General features: G+C 71.5%; 19 protein-coding genes and 1 pseudogene. 9 read left to right on the top strand and 11 right to left on the bottom strand.

From position 1 onward, the window contains the following. Positions 1 to 2: 2 nt before the first annotated feature. The 3 genes from CP970_RS15135 to CP970_RS15125 form a co-directional block, all read right to left on the bottom strand. Positions 3 to 2,759, bottom strand: a complete 2,757-nt coding sequence (locus CP970_RS15135; protein WP_450262695.1) for a discoidin domain-containing protein — start codon at positions 2,757 to 2,759, stop codon at positions 3 to 5. Between the two features lie 522 nt (positions 2,760 to 3,281). Continuing rightward, positions 3,282 to 4,217, bottom strand: a complete 936-nt coding sequence (locus CP970_RS15130; protein WP_055556947.1) for a hypothetical protein — start codon at positions 4,215 to 4,217, stop codon at positions 3,282 to 3,284. Beyond that, positions 4,214 to 4,780 carry an RNA polymerase sigma factor gene (locus CP970_RS15125; protein WP_150493400.1) on the bottom strand — a complete coding sequence of 189 codons (567 nt, stop codon included), beginning with the start codon at positions 4,778 to 4,780 and terminating at the stop codon, positions 4,214 to 4,216. Before CP970_RS15125 ends, CP970_RS15130 begins: the two co-directional genes overlap by 4 nt. A 397-nt stretch (positions 4,781 to 5,177) precedes the next feature. On the opposite strand from CP970_RS15125, the gene CP970_RS15120 reads away from it, so the two are divergent. The 8 genes from CP970_RS15120 to CP970_RS15085 all read left to right on the top strand — a co-directional run bounded on the left by CP970_RS15120 (position 5,178) and on the right by CP970_RS15085 (position 14,454). Further along, a complete protein-coding gene (locus CP970_RS15120) occupies positions 5,178 to 6,752 on the top strand; it encodes a S8 family peptidase (protein WP_150493398.1) in 1,575 nt (524 codons plus the stop codon). 194 nt (positions 6,753 to 6,946) lie between these two features. After that, the gene (locus CP970_RS15115) at positions 6,947 to 7,807 is read left to right on the top strand and encodes a DUF4190 domain-containing protein (protein ID WP_055547629.1); all 861 of its coding nucleotides are present in this window, start codon (positions 6,947 to 6,949) and stop codon (positions 7,805 to 7,807) included. Between the two features lie 139 nt (positions 7,808 to 7,946). Further along, the gene (locus CP970_RS15110; RefSeq protein WP_055547631.1) at positions 7,947 to 9,176 is read left to right on the top strand and encodes an alpha/beta hydrolase; all 1,230 of its coding nucleotides are present in this window, start codon (positions 7,947 to 7,949) and stop codon (positions 9,174 to 9,176) included. A 112-nt stretch (positions 9,177 to 9,288) separates the two neighbouring features. Continuing rightward, positions 9,289 to 10,044, top strand: a complete 756-nt coding sequence (locus CP970_RS15105; RefSeq protein WP_055547633.1) for a GntR family transcriptional regulator — start codon at positions 9,289 to 9,291, stop codon at positions 10,042 to 10,044. Positions 10,045 to 10,315: 271 nt separating this feature from the next. Continuing rightward, on the top strand, positions 10,316 to 10,501 hold the full coding sequence (locus CP970_RS15100) for an SPOR domain-containing protein (protein WP_055547635.1): 186 nt from the start codon (positions 10,316 to 10,318) through the stop codon (positions 10,499 to 10,501). A 123-nt stretch (positions 10,502 to 10,624) separates the two neighbouring features. Continuing rightward, a complete protein-coding gene (locus CP970_RS15095; protein ID WP_055547637.1) occupies positions 10,625 to 11,023 on the top strand; it encodes a (deoxy)nucleoside triphosphate pyrophosphohydrolase in 399 nt (132 codons plus the stop codon). A gap of 126 nt (positions 11,024 to 11,149) precedes the next feature. Further along, complete coding sequence (locus CP970_RS15090; protein WP_055547638.1) at positions 11,150 to 11,557, top strand: ATP-binding protein; 408 nt, start codon at positions 11,150 to 11,152, stop codon at positions 11,555 to 11,557. Between the two features lie 173 nt (positions 11,558 to 11,730). Beyond that, entirely contained in the window at positions 11,731 to 14,454 is a 2,724-nt protein-coding gene (locus tag CP970_RS15085) for a SpoIIE family protein phosphatase (protein ID WP_055547640.1), read from the top strand. 98 nt (positions 14,455 to 14,552) lie between these two features. Here CP970_RS15085 and CP970_RS15080 read toward each other — a convergent pair whose 3' ends face one another. The 7 genes and pseudogenes from CP970_RS15080 to CP970_RS15050 form a co-directional block, all read right to left on the bottom strand. Beyond that, positions 14,553 to 15,266: a PspA/IM30 family protein gene (locus tag CP970_RS15080; RefSeq protein WP_055547642.1), complete on the bottom strand. Its 714-nt coding sequence runs from the start codon at positions 15,264 to 15,266 to the stop codon at positions 14,553 to 14,555. A 141-nt stretch (positions 15,267 to 15,407) separates the two neighbouring features. Then, positions 15,408 to 17,458 (bottom strand): annotated as a pseudogene (locus CP970_RS15075) (TPM domain-containing protein). A gap of 124 nt (positions 17,459 to 17,582) precedes the next feature. Then, positions 17,583 to 19,028 (bottom strand): glucoamylase family protein, encoded by a 1,446-nt coding sequence (locus CP970_RS15070; RefSeq protein WP_055556911.1) that lies wholly within the window; start codon positions 19,026 to 19,028, stop codon positions 17,583 to 17,585. A 165-nt stretch (positions 19,029 to 19,193) separates the two neighbouring features. Then, positions 19,194 to 20,399 (bottom strand): glycoside hydrolase family 1 protein, encoded by a 1,206-nt coding sequence (locus CP970_RS15065; RefSeq protein ID WP_055556909.1) that lies wholly within the window; start codon positions 20,397 to 20,399, stop codon positions 19,194 to 19,196. A gap of 63 nt (positions 20,400 to 20,462) precedes the next feature. Continuing rightward, positions 20,463 to 21,299 (bottom strand): carbohydrate ABC transporter permease, encoded by an 837-nt coding sequence (locus tag CP970_RS15060; RefSeq protein WP_055556907.1) that lies wholly within the window; start codon positions 21,297 to 21,299, stop codon positions 20,463 to 20,465. Then, complete coding sequence (locus CP970_RS15055; protein WP_079044082.1) at positions 21,296 to 22,351, bottom strand: carbohydrate ABC transporter permease; 1,056 nt, start codon at positions 22,349 to 22,351, stop codon at positions 21,296 to 21,298. Before CP970_RS15055 ends, CP970_RS15060 begins: the two co-directional genes overlap by 4 nt. Before the next feature lie 9 nt (positions 22,352 to 22,360). Then, on the bottom strand, positions 22,361 to 23,605 hold the full coding sequence (locus tag CP970_RS15050) for a sugar ABC transporter substrate-binding protein (protein WP_055556903.1): 1,245 nt from the start codon (positions 23,603 to 23,605) through the stop codon (positions 22,361 to 22,363). A 364-nt stretch (positions 23,606 to 23,969) separates the two neighbouring features. Here CP970_RS15050 and CP970_RS15045 point away from each other — a divergent pair, with 364 nt between their 5' ends. Continuing rightward, a complete protein-coding gene (locus CP970_RS15045; protein ID WP_055556901.1) occupies positions 23,970 to 24,956 on the top strand; it encodes an acetylxylan esterase in 987 nt (328 codons plus the stop codon). Between the two features lie 60 nt (positions 24,957 to 25,016). Here the strand turns inward: CP970_RS15045 and CP970_RS15040 are convergent, their stop codons facing one another. Further along, positions 25,017 to 26,087, bottom strand: a complete 1,071-nt coding sequence (locus CP970_RS15040; protein WP_191095057.1) for a LacI family DNA-binding transcriptional regulator — start codon at positions 26,085 to 26,087, stop codon at positions 25,017 to 25,019. Positions 26,088 to 26,170 lie beyond the last annotated feature (83 nt).

The following is a 26,170-nucleotide window of genomic DNA, read 5'->3' as shown; positions in this document are numbered from 1 at the left end:
CGTCAGTTTGACGTTGGGCTGCTGCGTTTCACCGTGAGTTCGCGCAGTGATGGTGCCTTGTCGCCCGCCCGGACCGTGATCCGCACGTGGCGGGCCGGGGTCGCGTCGGGCGCGTGCCAGGTGTGTCCGTCCTTCGATGTCTGGACGCGCTGACTCGCCGGCCGCACCGCCCACTTGGGGCTGATCGCGCCGAGCCGGACCGGGCGGCCGAGGTCGACGGTCAGGGATGCGTTCCGCGCGGTCGGCGACCAGGCCGTGACCGGGTTGCCGTCCACCGCGGCGGCCGCGTACAGGCCCGGGTCCTCGGAGGTCGCCGTCGCCGGGCGGCAGCGCGCCGCGTCCGTCGTCGGGGTCAGATCGGGGCGGCGGGTCTTGAGTACGGCGGGGGAGCCCGGGGCGACGGTGACGGTGCCGCCGCGCGGTGACTCGACGTGCTGTGACTTGACGCGCGGTGATTCGACGCGTGGTGATTCGACGCGGAAGGCGTCGCCCGAAGTCAGCCTGACCGTCGTCTCCTTGGGGCCGATCGCGATGTCATACGTCCGCCCGCGCCACCGCATCCCGCGCAGCTTCACGCCCCCCTTCGCGAGCTGCGGCGGCAGCGTCGGGTCCAGGTGCAGCGCGTCGCCCTCGCGCAGCCTGAGCCCCGTGAGCCCGTGCGTGAACACCTGGAGGAAACCGCCCTTGCCGGTGAGGAAGTCCTGCGCGGGCGACCCGGCGAGCGCGTCGCCCGCGCCCGCCTTCGTGCCGCGCGACTCCGAGAAGAGCGCGAACGGGCCGCGCATGAACGGGCGTACGGAGCGCTGGAGATAGGTGTACGAGGAGCAGCCGGGCTCACCGATCGCGGCCGCGTCGATCGCGTGCACGGAGTCCGTCATCGCGGGTCCGTCCGGGTCGGTGCGGGCGCTGTAGTGGTCGAGGGTGGCGGCGGCCGCGCCCTTCGGCATGGGCCAGTCCAGCGGGTAGGTCAGCAGGACGGTGTCGGCCTGCTTGATGGTCGAGTCGGCGTAACCGGCGTACTGGAGATAGATCTTGCGCTTCTTGTCGTACGGGATGCGGATCCGGTCGGCGGTCCGCGTCCATGCCGCGGGGGCCTGCTCGCCGAGGACGCGGGCCGCGCGGGCGGCGGCGCGCAGGGCCGTCGCGGCGACGGTGTTGGTGTAGACGCCGTCGGTGACGCCGTTGCTGTACTCGTCGGGGCCCGCGACGTTCTGGATCGAGTAACTCCCGTCCTTGTTCAGGGTGGTGCGCGACATCCAGTACTCGGCGATGCCCTTCAGGAGCGGCCCGCCGCGCTCGCGCAGCCAGGCGCGGTCACCCGTCGCCAGGTAGTACTGCCAGGCGGCGAGCGCGATGTCGCCCTGGAGGTGGTTCTGTTGGACGCAGTGCGGCGGATACCAGCTCTGGCACTCCGACCACAGGGCGCCCCGGCTCGCGCTGGTCCACGGGTAGAAGAGGCCCTTCACCGAGGTCTTCGAGGCGTTCTCGCGGGCCGCCGCACGGGTGAAGTGCCGGTAGGCCAGGACGGGTTCGGCGAGATCGGGGCGGGTGGCGAGCAGTGCGGGGAACATCCAGGTCTCGGCGTCCCAGAAGATCATGCCCGCGTAGTTGTCGCTGGTCAGACCGGCGGGCGCGATGCTGTCGCGGGAGCCGGGGCGGGTGGATGACAGGAGTCCGTACTGCGCTGAGCGCGCCCAGAGTTGGAGGTCGGGGCGCCCTGGGATCTCGATGTCGGAGGCCCACAGGCGCCGCCAGGCCGCCGCGTGCGAGCTGAACAGCGCGTCCCAGCCGAGGGCGGCGGCCTGGCGCGAGGCGGTCTGCGCGGTGGTGCGGGGCGTGGGGTGCGTGCGGATGGTGGGTGTGCGGGTGGTGGGCGTGCGGGTGGTGGCGACTCCCACGTACTTGGTGATGTCGTACGTTCCGCCGTCACGGACGCGGAAGTCGGCCGACTGGCTGTTGCTCAACTCCCTTGCGCGGCGCGCCGGATGGGTCACTCCAGGAGCCTTGAGTGTGGACGCGACGGCGCCGTCCCTGTGGGTGCCGTCGGTGCGGAAGGCCACGTCCATCGTCTTCTTGCCGCGCGGCCCGCCACCCGTCTGCGCGATCCGCCGGGCGCCGCGCCCGTCGATGCGGTCGGTGACGGTGGCCGCGCCGGTCCAGTGCGGGGTGAGGCGGAGTCGTACGGCGCCGGTGTGCGCCCGGTCGCGGGCGGTCAGGACGTCGTACGCCAGGTCGGTGCGGCGGCCGTCTGCCGTGGTCCAGGTCAGCGAGGTGCGTACGAAGCCGCAGCGCAGGTTCATGGTCTGCCGGTAGCCGGAGACGCGGCTGCGGGGGCCGTAGGTCTCGCCGCCGACGGTGAGGTCGAGGGCGCTCCAGTGGGGGAGCGCGGCGATGGCCTCGCGGTGGGCGGTGTTCGCCGGGCCGCGCGCGTAGAGGCCCGCCGCGAACGCCCCGTCGTAGCGGGGCGTGTAGAGGGGCCAGCCGGTCTTCTCGTCCTTGTCGTCCGGGTCGGGCGGGCTGTATCCGGCACCGGCGGGCGGCACGCGTACGCCCAGGTAGCCGTTGCCGACGTAGGGGTTGTAGGCGCCCTTCGCGGGGCCGCGCCGGGTGGCTGTCGGTGCCCAGGTGGGGTCGCCTGGGGGTCCGCAGCGGGACTCGGGGCGGGGGGTGGGGGTGCGTGCGGCGGTGGCTTTGGTGGTGCTTGTGGTGCTTGTGGTGCCGGTGCTGGCTGTGGTGATGCCCGTGGTGGTCAGGGTCAGGGTGGCGGTCAGGAGGGCGGTGGCGAAGTATGGCTTCACGGGCCGACGATGCTCCGTGGGGCGGCCCGGGCACGGCATGCCGCGCCGGGACCGTCCTGCGGACGGGTGGGCGCGTGGGCGCACGGGTGCGAGGCGTGCGCCGGGGGCGTCCGGTGGGGCGGTCCTGGGCCGCGTCTGTCTGGGGCCTGGGGGCTGTCCTGCTTATGGGGGTGGGCGGTCGAGGTCGTTGGGTGTGGCTCAGGCGGGCGTTGCCGGGTGCGCGTCGATCGGCGTCCTGGGCGTGGCTTCTCGGTCGAGGTTGCAGGGTGTGGCTCGGCCGACGTCCCGGGTGCGGGCGGAGGCAACGTCCCCGTGCGGGCCAGCCGACATGCCCGGATGGGCTCAGCCGACATTCCCGAGCGGGGATCTGCCGACGCCCTGGGCGCTGCTCAGCCGACGCCCCCCAGGTGCCGTCGACGTGCCCCCGGCACCCGTCGACGGCACCCGCACCCGGCACCGCTCAGCCCACGCCCCGTGCCCCACTCACCCCACCCGATCCGCCGGCCCCACCTCCAGCCAGGTGTCCCGGTCCGCCGGGATGTCCTGGCCGCGGATCTTGTGGGTCGTCTCCAGGAGGAGGCCCGTGTCGGGGGCGACGATGTAGCGGTCCGTGGTCCAGTACTTCACGCCCTTGCCGGGGCCCGTGCTGAACCCCGCCTCCGCCGTGATCTCGACCCCGACCCCCGCGCGGCCCTTGCTGTCCCGCACGTCACCGATCAGCTTCATGCCGGGGGTGTCCGCGAGGAGGCGGAAGAGCGCGGCGCGCAGTTCCGGGCTCGCGGGGGAGTCCTCCAGCATGATCACGACCTGCTGGGATCGGCTGTTCGCGTCCTTGGGGAAGAGCGCCGCCAGCGCCTTCTCGTCGGTGGGCAGCTTGTCGAGTTCGGGCCACGTCAGCCACTTCTTGCCCACCGGCCACTTCTTGACCTTGCCCTCCTCACCCATGGGCGGTTCGTGGACCGTGCCGTCCGCGTCGACCGACCAGATCCGGCCCACGCGGTCGAAGAACGTGGTGTCCGTGCGTTTGCCGTCGTCCTGGTTGACCGTCTCGACGCGGACCTTCCAGTACGGCGCGTGCGTCGCGGGGGCGTCCGCCGCGACCGCCGCCATGTCGTCGAGGAACGTGCTCGCCGAGGCCGTCGCCGCCGGTTCGCCGCCCACGTCGAGCACGGGGTAGACCACGGCTCCCGCGGCGATCGCGGCCACGGCGGCAGCGGCGACGAGCAGCCCCCCGCGGCGCGGCACGCGGGTGGTGCGCAGCGGGACGACGGTCACCTCCGCGGCCGCCGCGCGGGCCACCGCTTCGCGGGCCGCCGTCACGGCGACGGGCGCGGGCGGCGGCACCTCACCGGCGGCGAGCAACTGCGCGGCGCCGGGGAAGTCGAGCGGGTCCACACGGTCGGTGGTGCGTTCGGTCATGCCGGGTCTCCTGTCAGGTTGAGGGGCGCGCCGGAGCGCAGCCGGGTACGGGCGCGGTGCAGCCGCGAGCGGGCCGTCCCCGCGGGGACGCCGACCACCGCGGCCGCCTCCCCGGGCGTCAACTGCTCCCAGGCGACGAGCAGGAGCAACTCGCGCTCCTCGGCGGGCAGTTCGGCGAGCGCCCCGCGCAACGCCGGTGCCACGGCCGCCGCGTCGAGCCGCGCGTCGACCGCGTCCCACGGGTCGTCGCGGGCCTCGCCGGACGGCCCGGGGCGCTGACGGGCGGCGTGTCGCCAGTGCGCCGACAGGACGTTTCTGGCCACGCCGAAGAGCCAGGCCCGTGCGGGGCCGCGCGCCGCGTCGAACCCGCGCCGAGCGGCGTACGCCTGGAGCCACGCCTCGGCGAGCAGGTCATCCGCGGCGCCGGGCGCGCGCCGGGCGAAGTACCCGTGCAGCGCCGCCGAGTGGCGCACCACCAGCGGTTCGAAGGCCGTCGCGTCCCGCGCGGCGCGGGCCAGCAGGGCTTCGTCGCTGGTGGGCCCCGCCCATTCGTCCGGTGTCATGAGCCCTCCCTCCCGGACCGCCGGACGGCGGTCTCACCCCCTACTTGGTGGCGGGCCGCGGTGGCGTTCGCGAGCCCCCTCCGTACGGCCCCGCACACGCCCCCCACGCGACCCCGGTGCCGCTTCCGCACGGCCTCCGTACGCGCCCCGCCCCCTTCATGACAGTTCCTGACGACCTGTCATGACACTTGTACGACAGTCGAGTTACGTCCGAACCTGGCCCTTGTGGGATTCCTATGGATCCGCCAATCTTTCGTCCCGACGGAGGCAAGGATCGGCATGTTGCCTTGACATGTTCCTGCCCGACGCTTCCGCGAGTGTGGGCACCAACGGCACCAAAGGCATCAATGGCACCGAACCCCCACCAGCGCAGCACCTATTGAGGAGGACCCCTCAGATGGCAGTGATGCGTCATACCCGCCGAAGACTGGCCGGGATCAGCGCGACAGCGGTCGCGGCCCTCGCCCTCGGCGTCGTCTCCGCCGTTCCGGCGACCGCCCGGCCGGACCGCGCGGAAGGCACGATCGAGAACGCCGGTGTCCCCGGCTCGATCAAGAACAGCTACATCGTGAGCCTCGACGAGGACGCCCCGAAGGCCCGCTCCGCCGAGGGCAAGGCCCTCGCCAAGGCGTACGGCGCGAAGATCGAGCGGACCTACGACAAGGCCCTCAACGGCTACGCGGTCGAGCTCACCGAGTCCGAGGCGAAGAAGTTCGCGGCCGACCCGGCCGTCGACACCGTCGTACAGAACCGGACGTTCACTGCCACCGCGACCCAGAACAACCCGCCGTCCTGGGGCCTGGACCGCATCGACCAGAAGAACCTGCCGCTCGACCAGAAGTACACCTACCCGGACTCCGCGGGCGAGGGCGTCACGGCGTACATCATCGACACCGGTGTCCGCATCAGCCACACCGACTTCGGCGGCCGCGCCTCCTACGGCTACGACGCCATCGACAACGACAACACCGCGCAGGACGGCCACGGCCACGGCACGCACGTCGCGGGCACCGTCGCGGGCACCCTGCACGGCGTCGCCAAGAAGGCCAAGATCGTCGGCGTCCGCGTCCTGAACAACTCGGGTTCGGGCACCACGGCGCAGGTCGTCGCGGGCATCGACTGGGTGACCAAGAACGCGGTCAAGCCCGCCGTCGCCAACATGTCGCTCGGCGGCGGTGCCGACAGCGCGCTCGACACGGCCGTGCGCAACTCCATCGCGTCCGGCATCACGTACGCGGTCGCGGCGGGCAACGAGTCGACCGACGCGTCGACCAAGTCCCCCGCGCGCGTGGCGGAGGCCATCACCGTCGGTGCCACGACCAACACCGACGCCAGGGCGAGCTATTCGAACTACGGCAGCATCCTCGACATCTTCGCGCCCGGCTCCTCGATCACCTCGACGTGGAACACCAACGACACGGCGACCAACACCATCTCCGGTACGTCGATGGCGTCTCCGCACGTCGCGGGCGCGGCCGCGATCTACCTCGGCGCGAACCCCTCGTCGACCCCGGCGCAGGTCTCCGCGGGCCTGGTCAGCGCCTCGTCGACCGGCGTCGTGGGCAGCCCGGGCACCGGCTCGCCCAACCGCCTCCTGAACGTCACGGGCGGCACCACGAACCCGCCGGGCAAGACGTTCAGCAACACCGAAGACTTCGCCATCAACGACAACGCCACGGCCGAGTCGCCGATCAACGTCACCGGTGTCGACGGCAACGCGCCCGCCTCCCTGTCCGTCCCCGTCGTCATCCAGCACACCTACATCGGCGACCTCCAGGTCCAGCTGATCGCGCCGGACGGCACGGCGTACACGCTCAAGGCGTACGGGACCGGCGGCAGTTCGGACAACATCAACACCACGTACACCGTGAACGCCTCGTCCGAGGTGGCCAACGGCACGTGGAAGCTGCGCGTCAGCGACAACGCGGCGCAGGACACCGGGAAGATCGACTCCTGGGGTCTGCAGTTCTGAGGTCCTGAGTTCTGAAGTCCTTTGTTCTGATTCGGGCCCGTCCCGTTTCTCGCCTGGTTCGCTCCGGTCCGCGGGGCTGGAGCGGACCAGTGCCCGAGTTGTGACCTTTGAGGCCGCATTTGCCGTTTCGCCTCCGCTCCCGACTACGATGCGCCAAGCTCTCCGCATCGCCCACCGTCAGGAGCACGGCCCCCGTGGACATACCGCCGCCGCCCGGCCCGTACGCGTCAGGTTCGCAGCCGCCCTACCCCGGGCCGTACGGTCCGCAGGGGCAGCCTCCGTACGGCCCGCCGGGAGGGGCTCCCTACCAGCAGTGGCCCGGCCCGTACTCGCCGTACTCCCGGCCGCCGGTGAACGGCTTCGCGATCGCCTCGCTGGTCCTCGGCATCCTGTGCTGCATACCCGGCGTCGGTCTGGTCCTCGGCCTCGTCGGGCTCTCGCAGATCAAGAAGAAGGGCGAGCGCGGCAAGGGTCTCGCGATCGCGGGGAGCATCCTCTCCGGGCTCGGCGTCGTGCTGCTCGTCCTCGCCGTCACCACGGGCGCCGCGCGTGACTTCATGGACGGCTTCAGGGAGGCCGCGCGCGAGGCCCGCGGCGGTGCCTTCCCCGTCGACAAGGGCGGCTGCTTCAACGTCCCCGACAGTGACCTCGACAGCGCGACGTACGAATACGAGATCGACGAAGTGCCCTGCGCCCGCCCGCACGACGCCGAGGTCTTCGCGTCGTTCCGGGTGAACAACCCTTCCTTCCCCGGGGATGCCGCGGTCCAGGGTCTCGCCGAGCGCAGGTGCACGGCGTACGCGACCTCGTACACGAAGGGGTCGTCGGCCGACCTGAGCGGCGCCGAGGTCGTCTTCTTCGTCCCGGACCGCGAGACCTGGCGCCAGGGCAGCAGGCACATCACGTGCCTGTACGCCGCCGCGGACCAGACGCGCTCCCTCGAGGGGTCGTTGCGGGGCGACGGTAAGGGTGGCGGTACGGGTGGTGGCACCGGTGGGCGCCCGGATGACGATACGGACGGCGGCGCGGACGGTGGCGACAGCGCCGAGGTCTGACAGTGCCGAGGTCTGACGGCGCCGAGGTCTGACAGCGCCGAGGTCTAACGGAGCCGTCCGCAGGAGGGGTCCGCGCCTCGGCGTCGCCGAAACGCCCACCCTGGGGACCTTTTGTCCGCTTCTGTGATATTTCTTCGGCGTGACGTCCGTCAAGCCGCCTCCCGTAGCGGCCCGGGCCCTGCTCCTCGCCGCCGGACTCCTGAACGCTGCGCTCGCCGTCCTCGTCGCCGCCCCGTTGCCCCGCGTCCCGCTCCTGGTGCTCGTCGCGGCCGCCATCACCTCCTGGGATCTGCTGCTCGTGCCCCCGGGCCTGCTCGGCCTCGTCGCCGCGGCGGCCTCGGGGCGGCGTCACCCCTGGTGCGCGGGGCTGGCCGCGCTCGCCTCCTTCGCCGCCCTGGTGTACGGCGTGATGCCGTACGCGGCGGCCCTGGGTGCGGCCGGGCGCGCGGGCCAAGAGCTCGGCGCCACCCGGTACTTCGACGGCGTCAACTACGCCAAGGTGCCCGCCAGCGAGCGTTCCTTCACGTACGCGCGCGTGGGCAACGGCAACGGCCATGGCAACGGCCACGGTGCGCGGCGCAAGCAGAAGCTCAAGCTGGACCTGTGGGTGCTGCCGAAGCGGCGCGCGGTGCGCCACCCCGCCGTCGTGTGGGTGCACGGCGGCGGCTGGAACAAGGGGCACCGCAGCCAGACCCCCGAATGGAACCGGTGGTTCAACGCGCGCGGCTGGTCCGTCTTCGACATCGACTACCGCCTCGCGCCCGGCGCCACCCAGCTCGACCAGATCGGCGACGTGAAGTGCGCGGTGGGCTGGGTGCGGCGCCACGCGCGCGTATACGGCGTCGACCCCGATCACCTTCTCCTTGCGGGCAGTTCGGCCGGTGGCAACCTCGCGCTCTCCGCCGCCTATACGGAGGGTGACGATCGAGTTCCGGCCTCCTGCGCGGTGCGTGACAGCTCTGTGGCCGGGGTGATCTCGCTCTACGGGCCCACCGACATGCGGCGCCTGATCGCCGGGACCGTACTGCGCGGCGACCCGATGATGCCGCGCCTGATGGGCGGTTCGGCGACCGCCGTGCCCGCCCGCTACCGGCTCGGTTCACCGGCACGCCTGGTCAGGGGGGACGTGCCGCCGACGCTGCTGCTGCACGGCAGTGCGGACCGGGCGGTCCCGGTGAGCCAGGCGCGCGAGCTCGCGCGGCGTTTGAAGGGCGCGGGTGCCCCGGCGACGTATGTCGAACTGCCGTGGGCCGACCACTGTTTCGACGTGAACTGGGGCGGCTGGGGCAGTCAGATCGCCCGCGCGGCGACCGAACGTTTCCTCACCACGCTTGAGCGGTCGCTATATCCGGGGAAAGGCCCTGCGTAAAGACCTGCGGGGAGAGAAATCATCACTTCGGGTGATTCCTTGGCCTTGGGTTGCACCCAACAACCCACGGTTGCCAGGCTGTTGCTGTCTGTCAACCTGATGGGAGTGGCCAGTGACTTTCGGTGAGCAGCCGGCGTATCTGCGTGTCGCGGGTGATCTCCGCAAGAAGATCGCCGACGGTTCGCTGCCGCCGCACACCCGGCTCCCCTCGCAAGCCAGAATCCGCGAGGAGTACGGAGTTTCGGACACGGTCGCCCTGGAGGCCCGGAAGGTCCTGATGGCCGAAGGGCTCGTCGAGGGCCGCTCCGGTTCGGGGACCTATGTGCGCGAGCGACCCGTCCCGCGCAAGATCGCCCGCACGGGGTACCGCTCCCTGTCCGGCGGCTCCACGCCCTTCCGCCAGGAGCAGGCGGCCGACGGCGCGCGGGGCACCTGGGAGTCCCGCAGCGAGCAGGCGGAGGCGAGCGCCGTGATCGCCGAGCGGCTCGGCATCCGCGTGGGCGAGCGCGTGATGTGCACCAAGTACGTCTTCCGGGACGCGGGCGAGGCGATGATGCTCTCCACCTCCTGGGAGCCCCTCGCCGTCACGGGCCGCACCCCCGTGATGCTCCCCGAGGAGGGCCCGCTCGGCGGCTGCGGGGTGGTGGAGCGGATGGCCGCCATCGACGTGGTCGTGGACAACGTCGCCGAGGAGGTCGGCGCCCGCCCCGGTCTCGCCGAGGAGCTCACTTCGCTCGGCGGCGTCCCCGGTCATGTCGTCATCGTCGTCCAGCGCACGTACTACGCATCGGGCCGCCCCGTGGAGACCGCCGACGTCGTGGTGCCCGCCGACCGCTACCGGATCGCCTACCACCTGCCGGTCAAATGACCCCGTCGTACGTGGACTGCGGTCCGTAACCCCGCCGGACGGGCCTGAGCCCCGTCCCGCACGTCGAAGTTCCCGCCGGGGGCGCATCCGACCGGATGCGCCCCCCCGGCGTTGCCCGGCCGTTGGCCGATTGCACACCTCCTGCGTATCTCTTTGTGCAAACTCGTATCCGCTGAGTAAAGGTCGGGCGTAGGCTCGGGCATATGCGGATTGCGGTTTCCTTACTGATCGAGGCGTGGGGCGCGCCGGGGGCGGCGAGCGGAGGGGCGCTATGAACGACGGGACGGTTCTGCTGCCCTGGCTCGTGATACGTCAGGACGACAACGGCAACCGCTACCGCGTGGGCAGGTACGCGACGAAGGCCGAGGCGCAGAAGATCGCGGACAGCCTCGACGACCGCGGCCACAAGCAGCTGTACTGGATCGAAAAGCTGAGCCCGAACGGCAGCGGACGCTGAGCGGAGGGGACATCCCGTAGCCGCTGGGGCCGGGGCCCCGCAAGGGGCGCGGGGAACTGCGCGCTCAGCCAGAGGCGGCCCGCACTCGACGAACGGCCCCGCGGAGCGCCTAGGCTCCGGTTCATGAACGATCGCATCGTGGTGGGCGCTGCCCTGTACGACGGCAACCGCCTGCTCGCCGCGCGGCGCTCCGCGCCACCGGAACTGGCGGGCGGCTGGGAGCTCCCCGGCGGCAAGGTCGAGCCCGGCGAGCGCTGCGAGGACGCACTGGTGCGCGAGCTCCGCGAGGAACTGGGCGTCGAGGCCGTACCCCTGGAGCGAGTGCCCGGGCAGTGGCCGCTGCCCAAGGGATATGAGCTGCGGGTGTGGAAGGCCCGCCTGGTCTCCGGCGAGCCGAAGCCCCTGGAGGATCACGACGCGCTGCGCTGGCTGACGCCCGACGAGGTCTGGTCGGTGGACTGGCTGGCCGCCGACGTGCCCGCGGTGAAGGCGGCGCTCGCGTTGCCGGGCGCCGCGGACTGACTCCGCCTACGCCGTTCGTGCCACAGTGCGCCCAGGTAAGCGGTAATCCTGCCGGGATATCGGGTATGTGCCCATTAACCCCATGAAACCGGACAGGTTCCGCAGCTGGTCTGGAAGTGATTCGGCGTGATCGACACCGAAGGCGACTGTGCCGAATGGGATTTTCCCGCGGACCCCGGCGCCGTCCGCACCGCCCGCGCCGTCGTCCGCAAGCAACTCGGCGACTGGGGCCTCGCACCGCTCGGCGACGTCACCGTGTTGCTCGTGAGCGAGTTGGTGACCAATTCTTTGCGCTATGCGTCAGGGCCCATCGGCGTACGCCTCGTACGCCCCGTGGACCCCATGGGCACGCTGCGTGTGGAGGTGTCCGACCCGCTCCCCGACCCGCCCCTGGAACGGACCGCGGGGCCCGATGACGAGGGCGGCCGTGGCCTCCAGCTGGTGGCCCGCTCGGCCAGGAGCTGGGGCACACGTCCGGGCCGGACGGGCCGGACGGGAAAGACGGTGTGGTTCGAGCTGGCGCTGCCGGGTTAGAAGACTTGCAGTGTGCGAAGGGTGTCGGGCACAAGGGCGGCGCGGGCCAAAAGGAGTCGAGTCCGTGCTGTGATCGTGAACGCCGTGTGGCGCGCTGCCGTAGTGCTGGATACTGCGGTCAGCCGTATGCGGTGACCGGTGCCGGACGCGGTGAGCTGGAGGGGACGGTTCGCGTGAGCGAGATACCAGCGAAGGCGACGGAGCCGAACGGCCCGTCGGGCGACGCGACTGCCGAGGGTGCCGGCGACGGCATGGCCGACGAGCCAGGTGACGCCGGGGCCGAGGGGCCCGCTGAAGCGATGGCGGACGGGACCTGGCAGAGCAACCCACCCGGCTCGATCTACGACTACATCAAGGTCGCCTCGTTCTCGATCGGCGCCGACGGTCTCGTCGACCAGTGGAGCGCGCGGGCCGAGCGGCTGTTCGGCGTGGCCGCGCGGGACGCCGTGGGCAAGGACCCGATCGAGGCGTTCGTACCGCCCGAGCTGCGCGCGAGCGGCCGTCGCAAGATGGCGGAGATCCTCGACGGGCGGGAGTGGACGGGCATCGTCCCCTTCCGCATGCCCGAGGAGAGCGGGTTGGCCGGGGGGAGCGGGCTCGGTGACGGCGACGCGGCAGGCATCACGGAAGCCGTCACGGACGTCGTCACGGACGTCGTCACGGAAGGCATCGCCGAGGTCTACGTCATGCCGACCGAGACGGAGGACGGTGAGCGGGCCGCGGTCTGCATCGTCGTCGATGTCCGCGCGCTCCGGCAGATCGAGACGGACCTCGCGGCCTCGCAGGCCATTTTCGGCCAATCTCCGTTCGGCTTCCTGCTGTTCGGCACCGACCTGAAGGTGCAGCGCGCCAACCGCCGCTTCGTCGAGGTCTTCGGCGGCGGCATCGAGAACCAGCGCGGCCGCACCGTGCACGACTATCTGCCGCGCCACGAGGCCGACCGCATGTCCGCCGCCCTCAAGCGGGTCCTGGAAACCGGCGATGCCGTGACGGACATGCAGATCGTGGGCCCCACGCCCGGCGGCTCCGACCGCAGGCACTGGTCGATCAACCTCTACCGCGTGCACAGCGGTTCGGGCCGTCCCATCGGTGTCGCGGGCCTCGGCACCGACGTCACCCGGCGGCACGCCGCCGCCCGGGAGGCCGCCCACGCCCGCCGCAACCTCGCACTCCTGAACGAGGCGGGCGCCCGCATCGGCAACTCCCTCGACCTGGAGACCACCGCGAGGGAGCTCCTCGACGTCGCCGTCCCCGGCTTCTGCGACCTCGCGTCCGTGGACCTCTACCAAGGGCTCCTCGACGGCGACGAGACGCCGCCTGGGCTCGCCGACGGCAGCGCGGAGCTGCGCAGGGTGGCCTTCGCGAGCGCCGTGGCGGACGCTCCGTTTCCGGCGGGCACCGGGCCCGTGGACGTCGGCGCCGTGCACCGTTACGCGTTCACTTCGCCGTGCGCCGACGCGCTGCGCACGGCACGGCCCCGGCTGCTCACGGGCGGCGACGACGACTCCGCGAGCAGGCTCACCGGCGGGCTCATCCAGTCCACGCTCGCCGTGCCGATGGTCGCGCACGACACCGTGGTCGGCCTCGCCCAGTTCTCCCGTACGAAGGGCAGCGAACCCTTCGGAGAGCGCGACCGGGCGCTCGCCGTCGAGCTGGCCGCGCGCGCCGCGGTCTGCATCGACAACGCCCGCCTCTACCGCAGGGAGCACGAGCGCGCGCTGATACTGCAGCGCTCCCTGCTGCCGCCCGGCGACCCGGAGGCGTCCGGGCTCGACATCGCCTGCCGCTACCTGCCGGGCAACGCGGCCACCGAGGTCGGCGGCGACTGGTTCGACGTCATCGAGCTCCCCGGACACCGCACCGCGCTGGTCGTCGGCGACGTCATGGGCCGCGGCCTGCGCGCCGCCGTCGCCATGGGCGAACTGCGCACCGCCGTACGCACTCTGGCGCTGCTCGACCTGGAACCCGCCGAGGTCCTCTCCGCCCTCGACGAGATCGCCCGCGGCCTCGGCAACCCCGCGGGGCCCCAGCAGGCCACCCGCGCGGCCCGCAAGGCGGCGGACGCGGACCTCAGCGAGGTCTACCTAGCCACCTGTGTGTACGCGGTCTACGACGCCGTGACGCGGCGCTGCACCTTCGCCAACGCGGGCCATCTGCCGCCCGTGCTCGTCGAGCCGGACGAGTCCGCCCTCATGCTCGACGTGCCCCCCGGCATGCCGCTCGGCGTGGGCGGCGAGCCCTTCGAGGACGTCGAGGTCGAACTCCCCGAGGGCGCCCTGCTCGCGCTCTACACCGACGGCCTGGTCGAATCCCGCCACCATTCGCTCGACGAGGGCCTGAACGCGTTCGTACGCGCGCTCAGTGACGCCCCACCGGCCCTTGAGGACGTCTGCGACCACGTCCTGAACACCCTCGACACCCACCACGGAGAGGACGACATCGCGCTCCTGATGGCGCGCGTCGAAGGACTGCCCGCCGAGCACGTCGGCGACTGGACGCTGCCGCGCGACCTCAAGTCGGTGGGCCGCGCCCGCGAACTGGCCTGCGACCAGCTGCGCTCCTGGGACCTGGGGCGGCTCTGCGACACGGCGGAACTCCTGGTCAGCGAGCTCGTCACCAACGCCCTCAGATACGGCGAGGGCGACATCAGGCTGCGTCTCCTGCTGGACCGCACGCTGGTGTGCGAGGTGTGGGACGGCGGCTTCGTCCAGCCGCGCCGCCGCCGGGCCCGCGACACCGACGAGGGCGGGCGCGGGCTGCAGCTCGTCGGCCTGCTGAGCGCGGCCTGGGGCTCGCGCAAGACGCCGCACGGCAAGACGGTCTGGTTCGAACTGGCGCTGCCGAACGGTGATGTGGAGCCGATGGACGCGGCGGAGGCGCTGCTCAGTCTGTTCTGACCCGTCTGTTCTGACCTGTCTGTTCTGACCTGTCTGTTCTGAGCAGACAGCTCTGGTGGGGCTGTTCGGTTCTTGTCAGGCCGTTCCGGACGCCGCGTTCACGTGGTGGCCTTGAGGGCGGCGAGGCGGGCTTCGACCTCCGCCGCGTCGCCCAGGCCGTCCAGCTCCTCGAACTGCGCGTCGAGCGAGGAGGCGGCGAGCTCCTGCTTGCCGAGCGCCCGTGCCTCCTCGCGCCGCACCTTCTCCTCGAAGCGGCTCAGCTCGCTGGTCGGGTCGAGCACGTCGATGTTCTGGGCCGCGTCCAGCATCTGGTTCTGGGCCTCGGCGGTCTTGGCGCGGGCCACCAACTGATCGCGCCGCGACTGCAGTTCCGTCAGCTTGACCTTCATCCGGTCGAGCCCGGACCGCAGCTTGTCCACGATCTCGGTCTGCGACGCGATCGTCGGCTCGGCCTCCTTGGCCTCCTTCTCGGCCCGGAGCTGACGGCCGAGCGCCACCTTGGCGAGCCGGTCGAACTTGTCGGCCTCCGTGGCGTTCCCGTCCGCGCGCAGCTCGTCCCCCTTCTTGCTGGCGGCGAGCGCCTTGGCACCCCACTCCAGGGCCGCGTCCTGGTCCTCCTTGTGGTCCTGCTCCAGCATCCGCAGATTGCCGATGGTGGTCGCGACCGCCTCCTCGGCCTCCCTGATGTTCTCCGTGTAGTCGCGGATCAGCTGGTCGAGCATCTTCTGGGGGTCCTCGGCCTGGTCGAGGAGCGCGTTGATGTTCGCCTTGGCGAGCTGGGCGACGCGGCCGAGGATGGTCTGCTTGGTCATGACGCTCGTCTCCTTGCGGTGGTCTTCGAGGTGGTCTGTCTGCGAGGTGGTCTGTCTGCGAGGTGGTCTTCGCAGTCGTCTTCTTCCTACGAGGGGGCCTTGGAGCCGTACGAGGGGGCGCTGGTCAGAGCCGGTAGAGCGTCAGAACCTGCCGCCTCCGCCCCGGCGCCCCCGCGTCCCGCCGCCACCGAAGCTCCCGGGCCCGCCGCCACCGAAACCGCCCCCTCCGTAGGGACCGCCTCCGCCGCCCGTGCCACCGCCCATGCCCCGGCCCACGCCTCCGAGGAGCTCGCCCAGGATGATCCCGCCGAGCACCGCGCCACCCGTGCCGCCGCCCCGGCCACCGCCTCCGCCGAGCCCTCCGTAGGGGTTGCCGTAGCCCCGTACGTCACGCTCGGCGAGCTGCTGCGCCTGCCGGGCCAGCGAGTCCGCCCGCTGGGCGTCGGCGAGCGCGGCCGCGGCGTCGTCGTCCTGGGCCGCCTCCGCCCGGCCGAGGTGGCGCTGCGCCTCGGCGAGACGGGTCCGCGCCTCGCTGCCGACGGCGCCGCGGTGCGTGGTGACGAAGTCCGCGGCGACGCCGACGGCGCTGCGCGCGGTGAGCAGGGCCTGGGCGAGCAGGGACCGGGCGCGGTGGTCGGAGACCTCGCGCTCGCGGGCGCCCGCGAGCGCCTCGTCGAGTGCGGCGTCGGCCTCCTCGACGCGGCGCAGGGCCTGGATGGGGTCGTAGGGGCCCGCGGACGCCCGCCCGCGCACCTCGGCGACCACGGCTCCGCGCGGGCGACACGGCCCCGCAGATCGGCCGTGGAGACGCCTTCCGCGGTGCCTTCCAGGAGGCCGCGCGCGTCGGCGAGGTCGGTCTCGGAATCGGTGAGCGCGGCGGCCAGCTTCTCGGCGGCCCGCGCGAGCTCGTCGGCGAGGCGGTCGACGGCGTCCACGAAGGTGCCCGCCTGGTCGACGGCGCCCTCGGCGGCGCGCAGATGGACGGCGGCGTTCCCGCTCTCGCCCGCGTCCACGGACTGCCGGGCCTGGTTGAGGTGCGTGGTGGCGAAGACCAGACGGTCCTTGGCCTGCTCGACATGGCCGACGACGGACGCGGAGGCGCTCGGCGCGTACTTCGCGAGAAGGGCGGCGAGGGTGTCACCGGCGGCGCTGGTACGCCCCGCCACCTGCCGGAACACCGTTTCCGCGTGCTCCAGGGCCGCCGGGGCGTTCTTCTCCAGGGCGCGCAACTGGTCGAAGCCCGCCGTCTCGGCGTCGAGGCGGCGGCCCGCCTCCGTGCAGCGCGCGACGATCTCGTCCAGCATGCGGCGCCTGGTCGGGTCGTCCTCGGGGAAGGCGTCGTCGAGCTCCTGGCGCAGCCGGAACGCGGCCGTCAGCTCGGACTGCGCGTACGCGAGCGCGGCACTGAAGGGCTCGGCCGCCTCCTCGCCGTACTGGGCGGTGGCGAAGCCGAGTTCCTCGGTGCTGGTGCGGATCGCGTCGTCGGTCTCCACGAGCAGGCGGCGGGCCCGCTCGTCGAGCTCGGGCAGCGGGGTGAGGTCCTTGCCCGCGCCGCGGTTCCAGCCGCCGCCGGGCGTGGTCCGCGTGGTGACCCGCTTCCTGCGCCGCTTGTACGCGACCGTGGCCGCGATCCCCGCCACGCCCACCGCGACCACGGGGAGCACCAGGTCACCGGCGGTGGAGTCGTCGTCGGCGCCCGGGTCGGCCGCGCCCGGCGTGATCGCGGGGGTCGGCACCGGCTGACCGGCGAGGACCGCGCGGTAGCCGTTCGCGGCGCCGATGGCGGCCCCCGCCCAGTCGTTCTCGCGCAGGGCGGGTCTGATCGCGGTGGTGGCGACGTCCCTGAGCTGTGCGTCGGTGAGCCGTGACGCGTCGTCCACGGAGTAGGCGAACTGCCGGTCGCGGGTGGCGACGGCGAGCAGCACGTCGTCGATGCCGAGGCCGTTGCGCCGGGCGGTGGCGTCCGCCCAGCTCTGCGCGGAGCGGCCGGAGAAATCGCGCACATACGTAACGAAGAGCTGCATGCCACGGTCGTCGTAGAGCCGGTCGAGGGCCTGCTCGGCGGCGTCCTTCCGGTCCCCGAGCACGCCCGCCCTGTCGGTGAGCTGGCCGCCGCGCGAGAGCGTGACCGGATCGTCGGCGAACGCGGGCGGGGGACACAGCAACGGGAACCAGGCGAGCAGCACGGCCACCGCGGCCGCTGCCGCCCGCCCGGCTATGCGCGAGGGCTGTGTCACATTTGGGAGCGTATGGCGGTATCCGGGGCGCCGCCTCCCGGGGCGCCGCCTCCCGGGGCGCCGCCTCCGGAGCGGCGCCTCAGATGCTGAAGCGCTCCTTGGCGAGCAGCGGCCGCACGCGCGTGACGAAGCCGCCGGTGCGGAACGGTGCCTGCAGCAGCCCGGGCCGCAGCTCCTGGGCGAGGGCGGCGGCGATCATGCCCTGGTCGAGGGCGAGCACGAAGTCGCTGACCCGTCCGCTGCGGACATCCACGGAATCGCGGAATCCGTACGTCTCGTCGTACGCCCCGAAGTCGTGCTCCAGCGCCTTGAGGTTGGCGATGGCCGCCCCGCGCGCGTGGGGGAGCGCCAGGAAGGAGGCGTGCGGCGTGACGACGCCGAGGGAGTGGTAGCCGTCGACCTGCATGCCGATCGCGTCGACGCCGTACTCGCGGTACCCGCCCTCGGGGATGTTCGCGGGGGAGAAGCCCCAGTAGCCGTACTTCTCCTCGGCCAGGCCGTGCTCGATCTGGCCGCGTACGTAGCGGTCGTGCGTGGTGCCCCACGCGCGCGGGGACCACTCCGGTTCGGGCACGAAGAGCGGCACCATGAGCGCCTCGAACATCGAGCCGCCCCAGGTGGGCACGAGCTTGCGCCCCCGGTAGGTGTAGTGCCCCTGCCATACGCGGACGCCGTCGATGGTGACGTAGGCGCCACCGGGCCGCTGTTCCTGCTCGTGCTCGGGGAGCATGGTGCGCAGCAGGTGCCAGTAGTGGTCGGTGGGGATCGAGCCGTCCGCGATGCCGAGGTAACTGGCCATCCGGGGCTCGGTGTTGAGGGCGCCGTAGTGATGGGCGGTGGGCTCGCCGGTGTCGGTCCAGAAGCCGCCGCGCAGCTGTCCGGGGCCCGCGACCGGGTCCGCCGGGTCGTAGGGCGTGTAGAAGTACGACCAGTCGGCGCCCGCCAGCAGTCTCGCGATGCGGTGGCGTAGGGCGGGGTCGGCGTGGGCGGCGATGCGCAGGCCGGTGACCAGCCAGGCGTTGTCGACGGACGACAGGAACGGGCGGACCGGGTCGCCGGTGCCGGGCCAGCTGGTGAGGACCGAACCGTCGTGCGCGTCGTACCAGTTGAGCCAGAAGCCGTGGTGCCGCTCCAGCTTCTCGACGGCCGCGACGGTGCGGGCGAGGCGGCGGTGCATGGCGCCGTCGCCGATGACGCCGAGGCCGCGGGCGGCGACGGTGGTCCAGAGCCCGCAGCCGATGTTGGTCGGCGAGGTCTGCCGCGAGGGCACGGGGGCGCCGGGGCCGCTGACGTCGATCTTGTCGGCGGCGAGACCGAGGTCGGTCGTCATCGCCTCGATCGAGTGATGCGTGGCATGGAACCACTTCCGCAGCAGCGGTGTATCAGAGGTATGAGGACTAAACGACGGGGCCCGCGGGGTCCCGGTGGCGGCGGCCGGGGCGGCGCCGACGGCCAGAGCGGCGGCACCGGCTCCGGCGGCTCCGGCCGCTCCGGCCGCTCCCGCGAGGAAAGTACGACGATCCATGAAGGTCCAGCTCCCAGCGACAGGTATGGAAGGGGAGGTTCGTGGCGTGCGGTGCTGCGGGCAGTACGTGCGGTGGTACGGGGGCCGACCGCTGTCAGGTGCGGCCGGCCCCCGGGTTCGGGAGGGCGCGATGTGCCCCGAAGGGGCGGTCCTCGCGCGGAGCGCCTAGTCGGTCAGGCGCGGGAGTTCCCGCGTGCGGCCGAGGCCGCCCAGCCAGTGGGCGGAGGGCTTGGGCGTGCGGGCGAACGTCTCGCGGTCCCAGGCGATCAGGCCGAAGGCGGGCAGATAGGAGCCCCACTCGTAGTTGTCCAGGGCGCTCCAGGCCAGGTAACCCCCGATGTTGAGGCCGTCTTCCAGGCAGGAGGCGACCTCGTCCAGGGCGCCCTTGTAGTAGTCGACGCGGCGCGAGTCGTCATCCGTGGCGATGCCGTTCTCGGTGACGATCAGAGACACGTCGGCATCGGCGAGCACGGCGGCGGTGTGGCGCAGCGCGTGCCCGACGGCGGCCGGGTAGTACTCCCACTGCGTGAGGGTCCGCTCGGCGTCGTCGGGCGCCGGTATCGGACCCTCGGCGCCGATCCGGGTGCGCGTGTAGGACTGCACACCGATCCAGTCGTCGCCGCGCGCGGCCTCGATGAAGACGTCCTCGCGCGGGTGGCGGTAGGCGGCGGTGACGTCCTCCGCGCCGGGCAGCGCCTGGTAGACCTGGTTGGCGACGGTCCAGCCCACGCGGATCGTCGGGTCGATCGCCCTGACCTCCTTCACGGCGGCCCGGTGCGCGGCGATCACCGCGTGCGTGGTCTCCTCGTCCGGGGTCGGCAGACCGGCGGGCGGGAAGCCGATGTCACCGCGCTTGGCCTGCCCGGCCATGACGGCGATCATGTTGGGCTCGTTGATGGTGCACACATGAGGCACCCCGTCGGCGATGACGGGCGCGCAGGCGGCGACGTACCGCGCGAACAGCTCGGCCGAGTCCTCGGCCGTCCAGCCGCCCCGCGCCTCGAACCACTGCGGCACGGTGAAGTGGTGCAGGGTGACCATCGGCCGCAGGCCGCGCTCGATCGCGCCCTCGACCATCCGCCGGTAGTGCGCGAGCTCCGCCCGGGAGAACCGTCCCTCGGCGGGCTCGATGCGGGCCCACTCGATGCTGAACCGGTAGTCGGTGAAGCCGAGTTCGGCGAGCAGGTCCATGTCTTCGGGCCAGCGGTGGTAGCTGTCGCAGGCGTCCAGGCTGGGTTCCTGGATGTGGGTGCCGGTGCTGTGCTCCTTCACCCACCAGTCGCTGTTGGTGTTGTTGCCCTCGATCTGGTGGGCGGCGGTGGAGGCGCCCCACAGAAAGCCTTCGGGGAACGGGATCGGGGTGTGCGTCATCGCGAGATGTCTTTCTCTTGCAAGGTGGGGGAGTGCCGGGCGGGGCAAGCGGCGCCCGGGGGGCTACTTCATACCGGCGGTGGCGATGCCCTGCGTGAAGTACCGCTGCAGCACGGCGAAGACGATCAGGACCGGCAGCACGATCAGGAACGCCCCGGCCATCAGCATCCCGTTGGAGCCGGACGACTTGTTGGGGTCGGTCGCGAAGGTGGCCAGGGCGACCGGGAGGGTGTACTTGTCGGGGTCGTTGGTCGCGATCAGGGGCCAGACGAAGTTGTTCCAGGACCCGAGGAACGTGAAGATCGAGAGCGTCGCGAGAGCGGGCTTCACCAGCGGCATCACGATCCGCCAGAAGATGTACCACTCACTGGCGCCGTCCATCCGGGCCGCTTCGAGCAGTTCGTCGGGGATCGACTGCATGAACTGCCGCATGAGGAAGACCCCGAAGGCACCGGCCGCGAAGGGCAGCACGAGGGCGGCATAGGAGTCGATCAGCTGCAACTTGCTCATCAGCACGAACAGGGGCAGCAGCATCAGATTGCCCGGCACCATCAGGGCGCCGAGGACCAGGGCGAAGATCTTGTTCCGGCCGATGAAGTTCAGCTTGGCCAGGGCATATCCGAGCATCGAGCAGAAGACGAGATTGGCGACGGTGACGAGCACCGCGACAATCACCGAATTCATGAAGTAGAGCGGCAGATCGAGCTTGTCGAGCAGCCGGTGGAAGCTGTCCAAGGACCACTCGGACGGAATCCACACGGGCGGCGTCGCGGTCAGTTCTTCGGCCGTCTTGAAGGCCGAGAGGGCCATCCAGAGGAACGGCGCGGACATGATGAGAAGCCCGGCGGAAAGGAGCACATAGACGAGCGGCCGCTTCATCACCTGGGACTTGGCGCTCATTTGGTGTTGTCCTTCAGCAGTCGGAGCTGGAGCACCGTGATGCCCATGATCACCACGAAGAGGACGTACGCCATGGCGCTGGCATAGCCCATGTGGAAGAAGTTGAAGCCTTCGCGGTACATGTTCAGTGACACGGTGAGCGTGGAGTCCGAAGGACCGCCCTGCGTCATGACGAACGGCTCCTCGAAGACGTTGAGATAGCCGATCGTGGTGATCACCGTGGCGTAGAGCAGCGTGGGCCGCAGCAGTGGCACGGTGATCCGGCGGAGCTCCTGCCAGGCGCTGGCCCCGTCCAGCTTGGCGGCCTCGCGCACCTCGGTCGGAATGGCCTGCAGTCCGGCGATGAAGAGCACCATGACCGTGCCGAGATTGCGCCAGACGGCCATCGCGATGAGCGAGGGCATGGCGAGCGTCTCGCTGCCCAGGAAGTCCGGTGCGGTGAGCCCGAGTTCGGCGCAGAGACCGGCGATGAGCCCATCGCTCGGATCGAGCACGAACCGCCAGACGACGGCCACCGCGACGATGGAGGTCACGACAGGCGCGTAGAACCCGACCCGGAAGAAGGTCCGGGCGCGATCGATCCCGTTGTTGAGGAGGACGGCCACGAGAAGCCCGAGAAAGATGGTGAGCGGAACGCCGACCACCACGAAGTACCCGGTGTTGAAGAGGGACTTGAGGAACTTCTCGTCGCCGAAGAGCTTGGTGTAGTTCTCGAAGCCGATGAAGTTCGCTTCCCAGGGCCGGGTCACGTTGCGCAGCCCGAAGTCGGTGAAGCTCATGGCCAGCGTGGCGACGATGGGGAACGCCATGAAGACGGTGAAGAGGACCAGGAAGGGGGTGGAGAAGAGCCACCCGGCCCAGTTCTGTACGCCCATGCCGCGGCCGTGTCCGCGCCCCCGACCCCGACCACGTTCGTGTCCGTGACCGCGTCCGCGCCGTCGGCCGTCGTCGTGGCCGTCCTTGGAGCCGGTGGCCGGGAACGGTGCCGTCCCCGGGCCGCCGCCCCGCACCCCGGCCACCGGTACGGCGGCCTTTCCGCTAGTGGTGCTCATGATCGCTGCCTACTTCACGAGGTTCTCGATCTCGGACTGCGCCTTCTCGGCGGCGTCCTCGGCGGAGGCCTTGCCCTGCGTGACCGACTCGATGGCCGCGTCGACCTTGGAGGTCACCTCGGTCCACTTGGCCAGCGCGGGCGAGGTCTTGGCGGTCTCCATCTGCTTCTTGAAGACCTGCAGGTCGGGGTTGTCGGCGAGCTCGCCGCTCTCCCACGCCTTGGTGTTGGCGGGCAGGTCGCTGGTCCGCTCGAACCAGTCGGCCTGGCCCTTGGCGTCCGTCAGGTACTGGATGAACTCCTTGGCGGCGGCCTTGTGCGGGCTGTCCTTGGAGATCACGAGGCTCGATCCACCGGCCATCGACGTGGAGGTCTTGTCGGCGGGGACGGGCGCGATGCCCCACTTGCCCTTGAGGCCGGGGTACTGGTCCTTGATCAGCGTGCTGATCCAGGGTCCGGAGAAGAACATCGGGACGTCGCCGGTGTTGAAGTCCTTCAGCGGGTCGTAGCCGGGCTGCGAGCTCTTCGTGCTGAGCCCGTCCTTCATGTACGCGCCGTACTCCTTGAGGGCCTTCACCGTGGCGGGGCTGTCGAAGGCGGCCTTGCCGTCCTTGTCGACGATCTCGCCGCCCGCCGAGTACAGGAAGGGGTAGAAGGACTGCACGGTGTCGAGGCCGCGGGGCTGGAGGTAGATGCCCCACTTGCTGTCGCCCTTGTCCCGCAGGGCCGAGGCCATGTCCCGCAGCCCCTTCCAGTCGGCCGGGGGCTTGTCGACGCCCGCCTTCTTCGCGAGGTCGGTGCGGTAGTAGAGCACGCGGGTGTCCACGTACCAGGGCACGCCGTACGAGGTGCCGTCCACCTCGCCCTGCTGCCAGCCCGCAGGGAAGAAGTCCTTCTTGTCGAAGGTCTTGGTGTCCACCGGTTCCAGGACGCCGAGTTCGGTGAACTCGCCCAGGTAGCTGCCGCCCATCTGCGCCACGTCGGGCAGTTTTCCCGCGGCGGCCGCGGAGACCAGCTTCTGGTGGGCGACGTCCCAGCCGACGGGGGTGACCTTGACGGTGATGTTCGGGTTCGCCTTCTTGTACTGCTCGGCGACCTCCGCGAGCTTCTCGCCCTCGGCACCCATGGCCCAGACGGTGAGCGTCTGCTTCTTGTCGGCGGCGACTTCGTCACCGGCGGAGCTGCCGCATGCGGTGACGGCGAACGCCGTCGCGAGTGCGATGGCGACCGAAGCGGTTCTGGCGGCGCGGTGCATGGACGGCTCCTCCTTGAGCTTCCCTGACGTTCCGGCGTCTTGCGGCGTCGGATGTATGCGCTGTCTGTAAGCGCATACATCACTCTGTGGCAGTGCCCCTGGTGACCGCAAGGGGGTCTTGGTCACACTCCCGTAACGGGGGCGACATGGGAGGCGTGTGCGAAGTGCGTGGCTTGAGCAAGCTATGCGGAATGTTTGCATGCTGAAAGGAAATGTGGCGGTTGCCTCATGCGGCGCAGTCCAGTTGCCGCTGGGTGGCCTGGGCCTTGCCCTGGTCCTTGCCCCGGTCCTTGCCCTGGTCCTTGCTCCCGGTCCTCGCCTCGCGCCGACCCGGGCCGCGCCTGGCCCTGGTTAGGGTCGCGGCATGCCCGCGTTCTCGCACGACTTCCCGTTCGACCCGGCGTACGGCCACACCGTCGAGGACCTCCTCGCGGTGCCCGCGCCGCCCGCACCGGCCGACTTCGCCGCCTTCTGGCGGGCCCGCCACGAGGCCGCCCGCGCGATCGCGACCGAGCCCGTCGTCGGTCCCGTGGAGGAGGTGCGTGACGGTGTCCGTGTGCATGGAGTGACGTACGCGTCGGTCGGTGGAGTGCGCGTCGGCGGCTGGCTCGTGCTGCCCGATGACGGCCCCGTGGAGCACGGCTTCGTCATCGGGCACGGTTACGGCGGACGCGACCAACCGGGTCCGGACGTCCCGCTGCCGCTGCCGCGTTCGGCCGCGCTGCTGCCCTGCGTCCGGGGCATGGAGACCCGGGGTTGCCTGCCCGGCATCCCGGTGCGGGCCGACGAGCACGTGCTGCACGGCATCGGGTCGCGCGACACCTACGTGATCGCGGACTGCGTGGCCGATCTCTGGTGTGCGGCGTCGGCGTTGCTCGAACTGGTACCCGGGTTGACCGGAGGAACGGGGCGGGCCCGCCTCGGCTACCTCGGGGAGAGCTTCGGTGGCGGTCTCGGTGCGCTCGCGCTGCCCTGGGACGACCGGTTCGCCGCCGCGCAGCTGACCGTGCCCACCTTCGGCAACCACCCGCTGCGGCTCACGCTCCCCTGTGCGGGCAGTGGGGAGGCGGTCCGCGCGTACCACCGGGAGCACCCCGAAGTCACCGATGTGCTGCGCTACTTCGACGCGGCGACGGCGGCGACGTACCTCCGCGTGCCGACCCTCACGGCGCCCGCGCTCTTCGATCCCTCGGTCCCGCCGCCGGGTCAGTTCGCGGTGCACAACGCGATCGCGGGCCCGCGTGAACTCCATGTCCTGACGGCGGGCCACTTCGCGCACGAGGGAACGGAGCGGGAGGCGAAGGCGCTGCGGGACGCCCGCGAGAGGTTCTTCGCCGCGCGCCTCGGCTGAACGCCGCGCGTAGCGGCCTCAGCTGATCGCCGCTGGCGGCTAGCCGCGAGCCGCGAGCCGCTATCCCCGCCCGCACCCGCAGCTGGCCCGGCGCACCACGCTCACCGGCAGCATCAGGTCGACGGGCTCCCGTTCGCGCTCCGCGCCGAGCCTGCGTACGAGCAGTTCGACCGCCTCCTCGCCGAGCTGGCGCATCGGCTGGCGCACGGTCGTCAGCGCGGGCCGCACCAGGCGGCTGAGCGGGATCCCGTCGAACCCGGTGACGGCGATGTCGTCGGGCACCCGCACCCCGCGCCGCTCAAGGGCGTGCAGCGCGCCGATGGCCATCTGGTCGTTGGCGAAGAGCATGGCATCGGGTGGCGGTCCGGCCGCCTCGGCCCGGTCGAGGAGTTCGTCGGCGGCCCGCGCCCCCTCCGCCTGGGTCATCATCTCGGCGCGCAGATCGGGCTCTTCGCGTACGGGAAGTCCGGCCTCCCGGCACGCTTCCTGATACCCGAGGAACCGCGCCTGCGCGTCGGGCGAGCGCTCCTCGCCGCCGACGAAGACCAGCCGCCGCAGGCCGTGGTCATCGACCAGGTGCCGGGTCAGCTCGCGCTGGCCGTCGGCGTTGGCGACCTCGATGTGGTCGAGGTGGTCGAGCTCGTCGTTCTCGCGGGGCCCGGCGAGCATCACGACGGGCAGCCGTCGCGAGATCACGTCGAGGTCCTCGGTCGGCACGGTCCTGGAGAGGACGGCGAAGCCGTCGACCCGCCCCGCGACCTTGGCGACCAGGCTCTCCGGGCCGCCCTTGAGCGACGCGGCGATCAGCAGCGCGTACCCGTGCCTGCGGGCGGCCCGCTCCATGCCGCGGATGATCTGGTCGGAGTAGAGCATGAAGGCGTGGTCGTCGTCGGCGTCGGCCGCGGCGGCCTCGGTCTCCGTGTCCGGGTCCGAGTGGTCGGGGAAGCAGAGCCCGAGCACGCCGGTGGAACGGCTGGCGAGCCCGCGGGCGTTCCCGCTGGGCACGTAGCCGAGCTCGCGGGCCGCGGCGAGCACCCGCTCACGGGTCTTCTCGCGGACCGAGTCCGGGTTGCGGTAGACGCGCGACACCGTCGCGATGGAGACGCCCGACTGCTCCGCGACGTCGTACACCGTGGGAGTTGTGCTCACCCGATCGCCTGCTCGTTTCTCGATTCCGGTTCTGCGCTTCCGGTTCTTCGCGCCAAGACCACGTG

Source organism: Streptomyces kanamyceticus, from assembly GCF_008704495.1.
GTDB classification, from domain to species: domain Bacteria; phylum Actinomycetota; class Actinomycetes; order Streptomycetales; family Streptomycetaceae; genus Streptomyces; species Streptomyces kanamyceticus.
The sequence above is the reverse complement of the archived record's forward strand: the minus strand, read 5'-3'. Positions and strand labels throughout refer to the sequence as shown.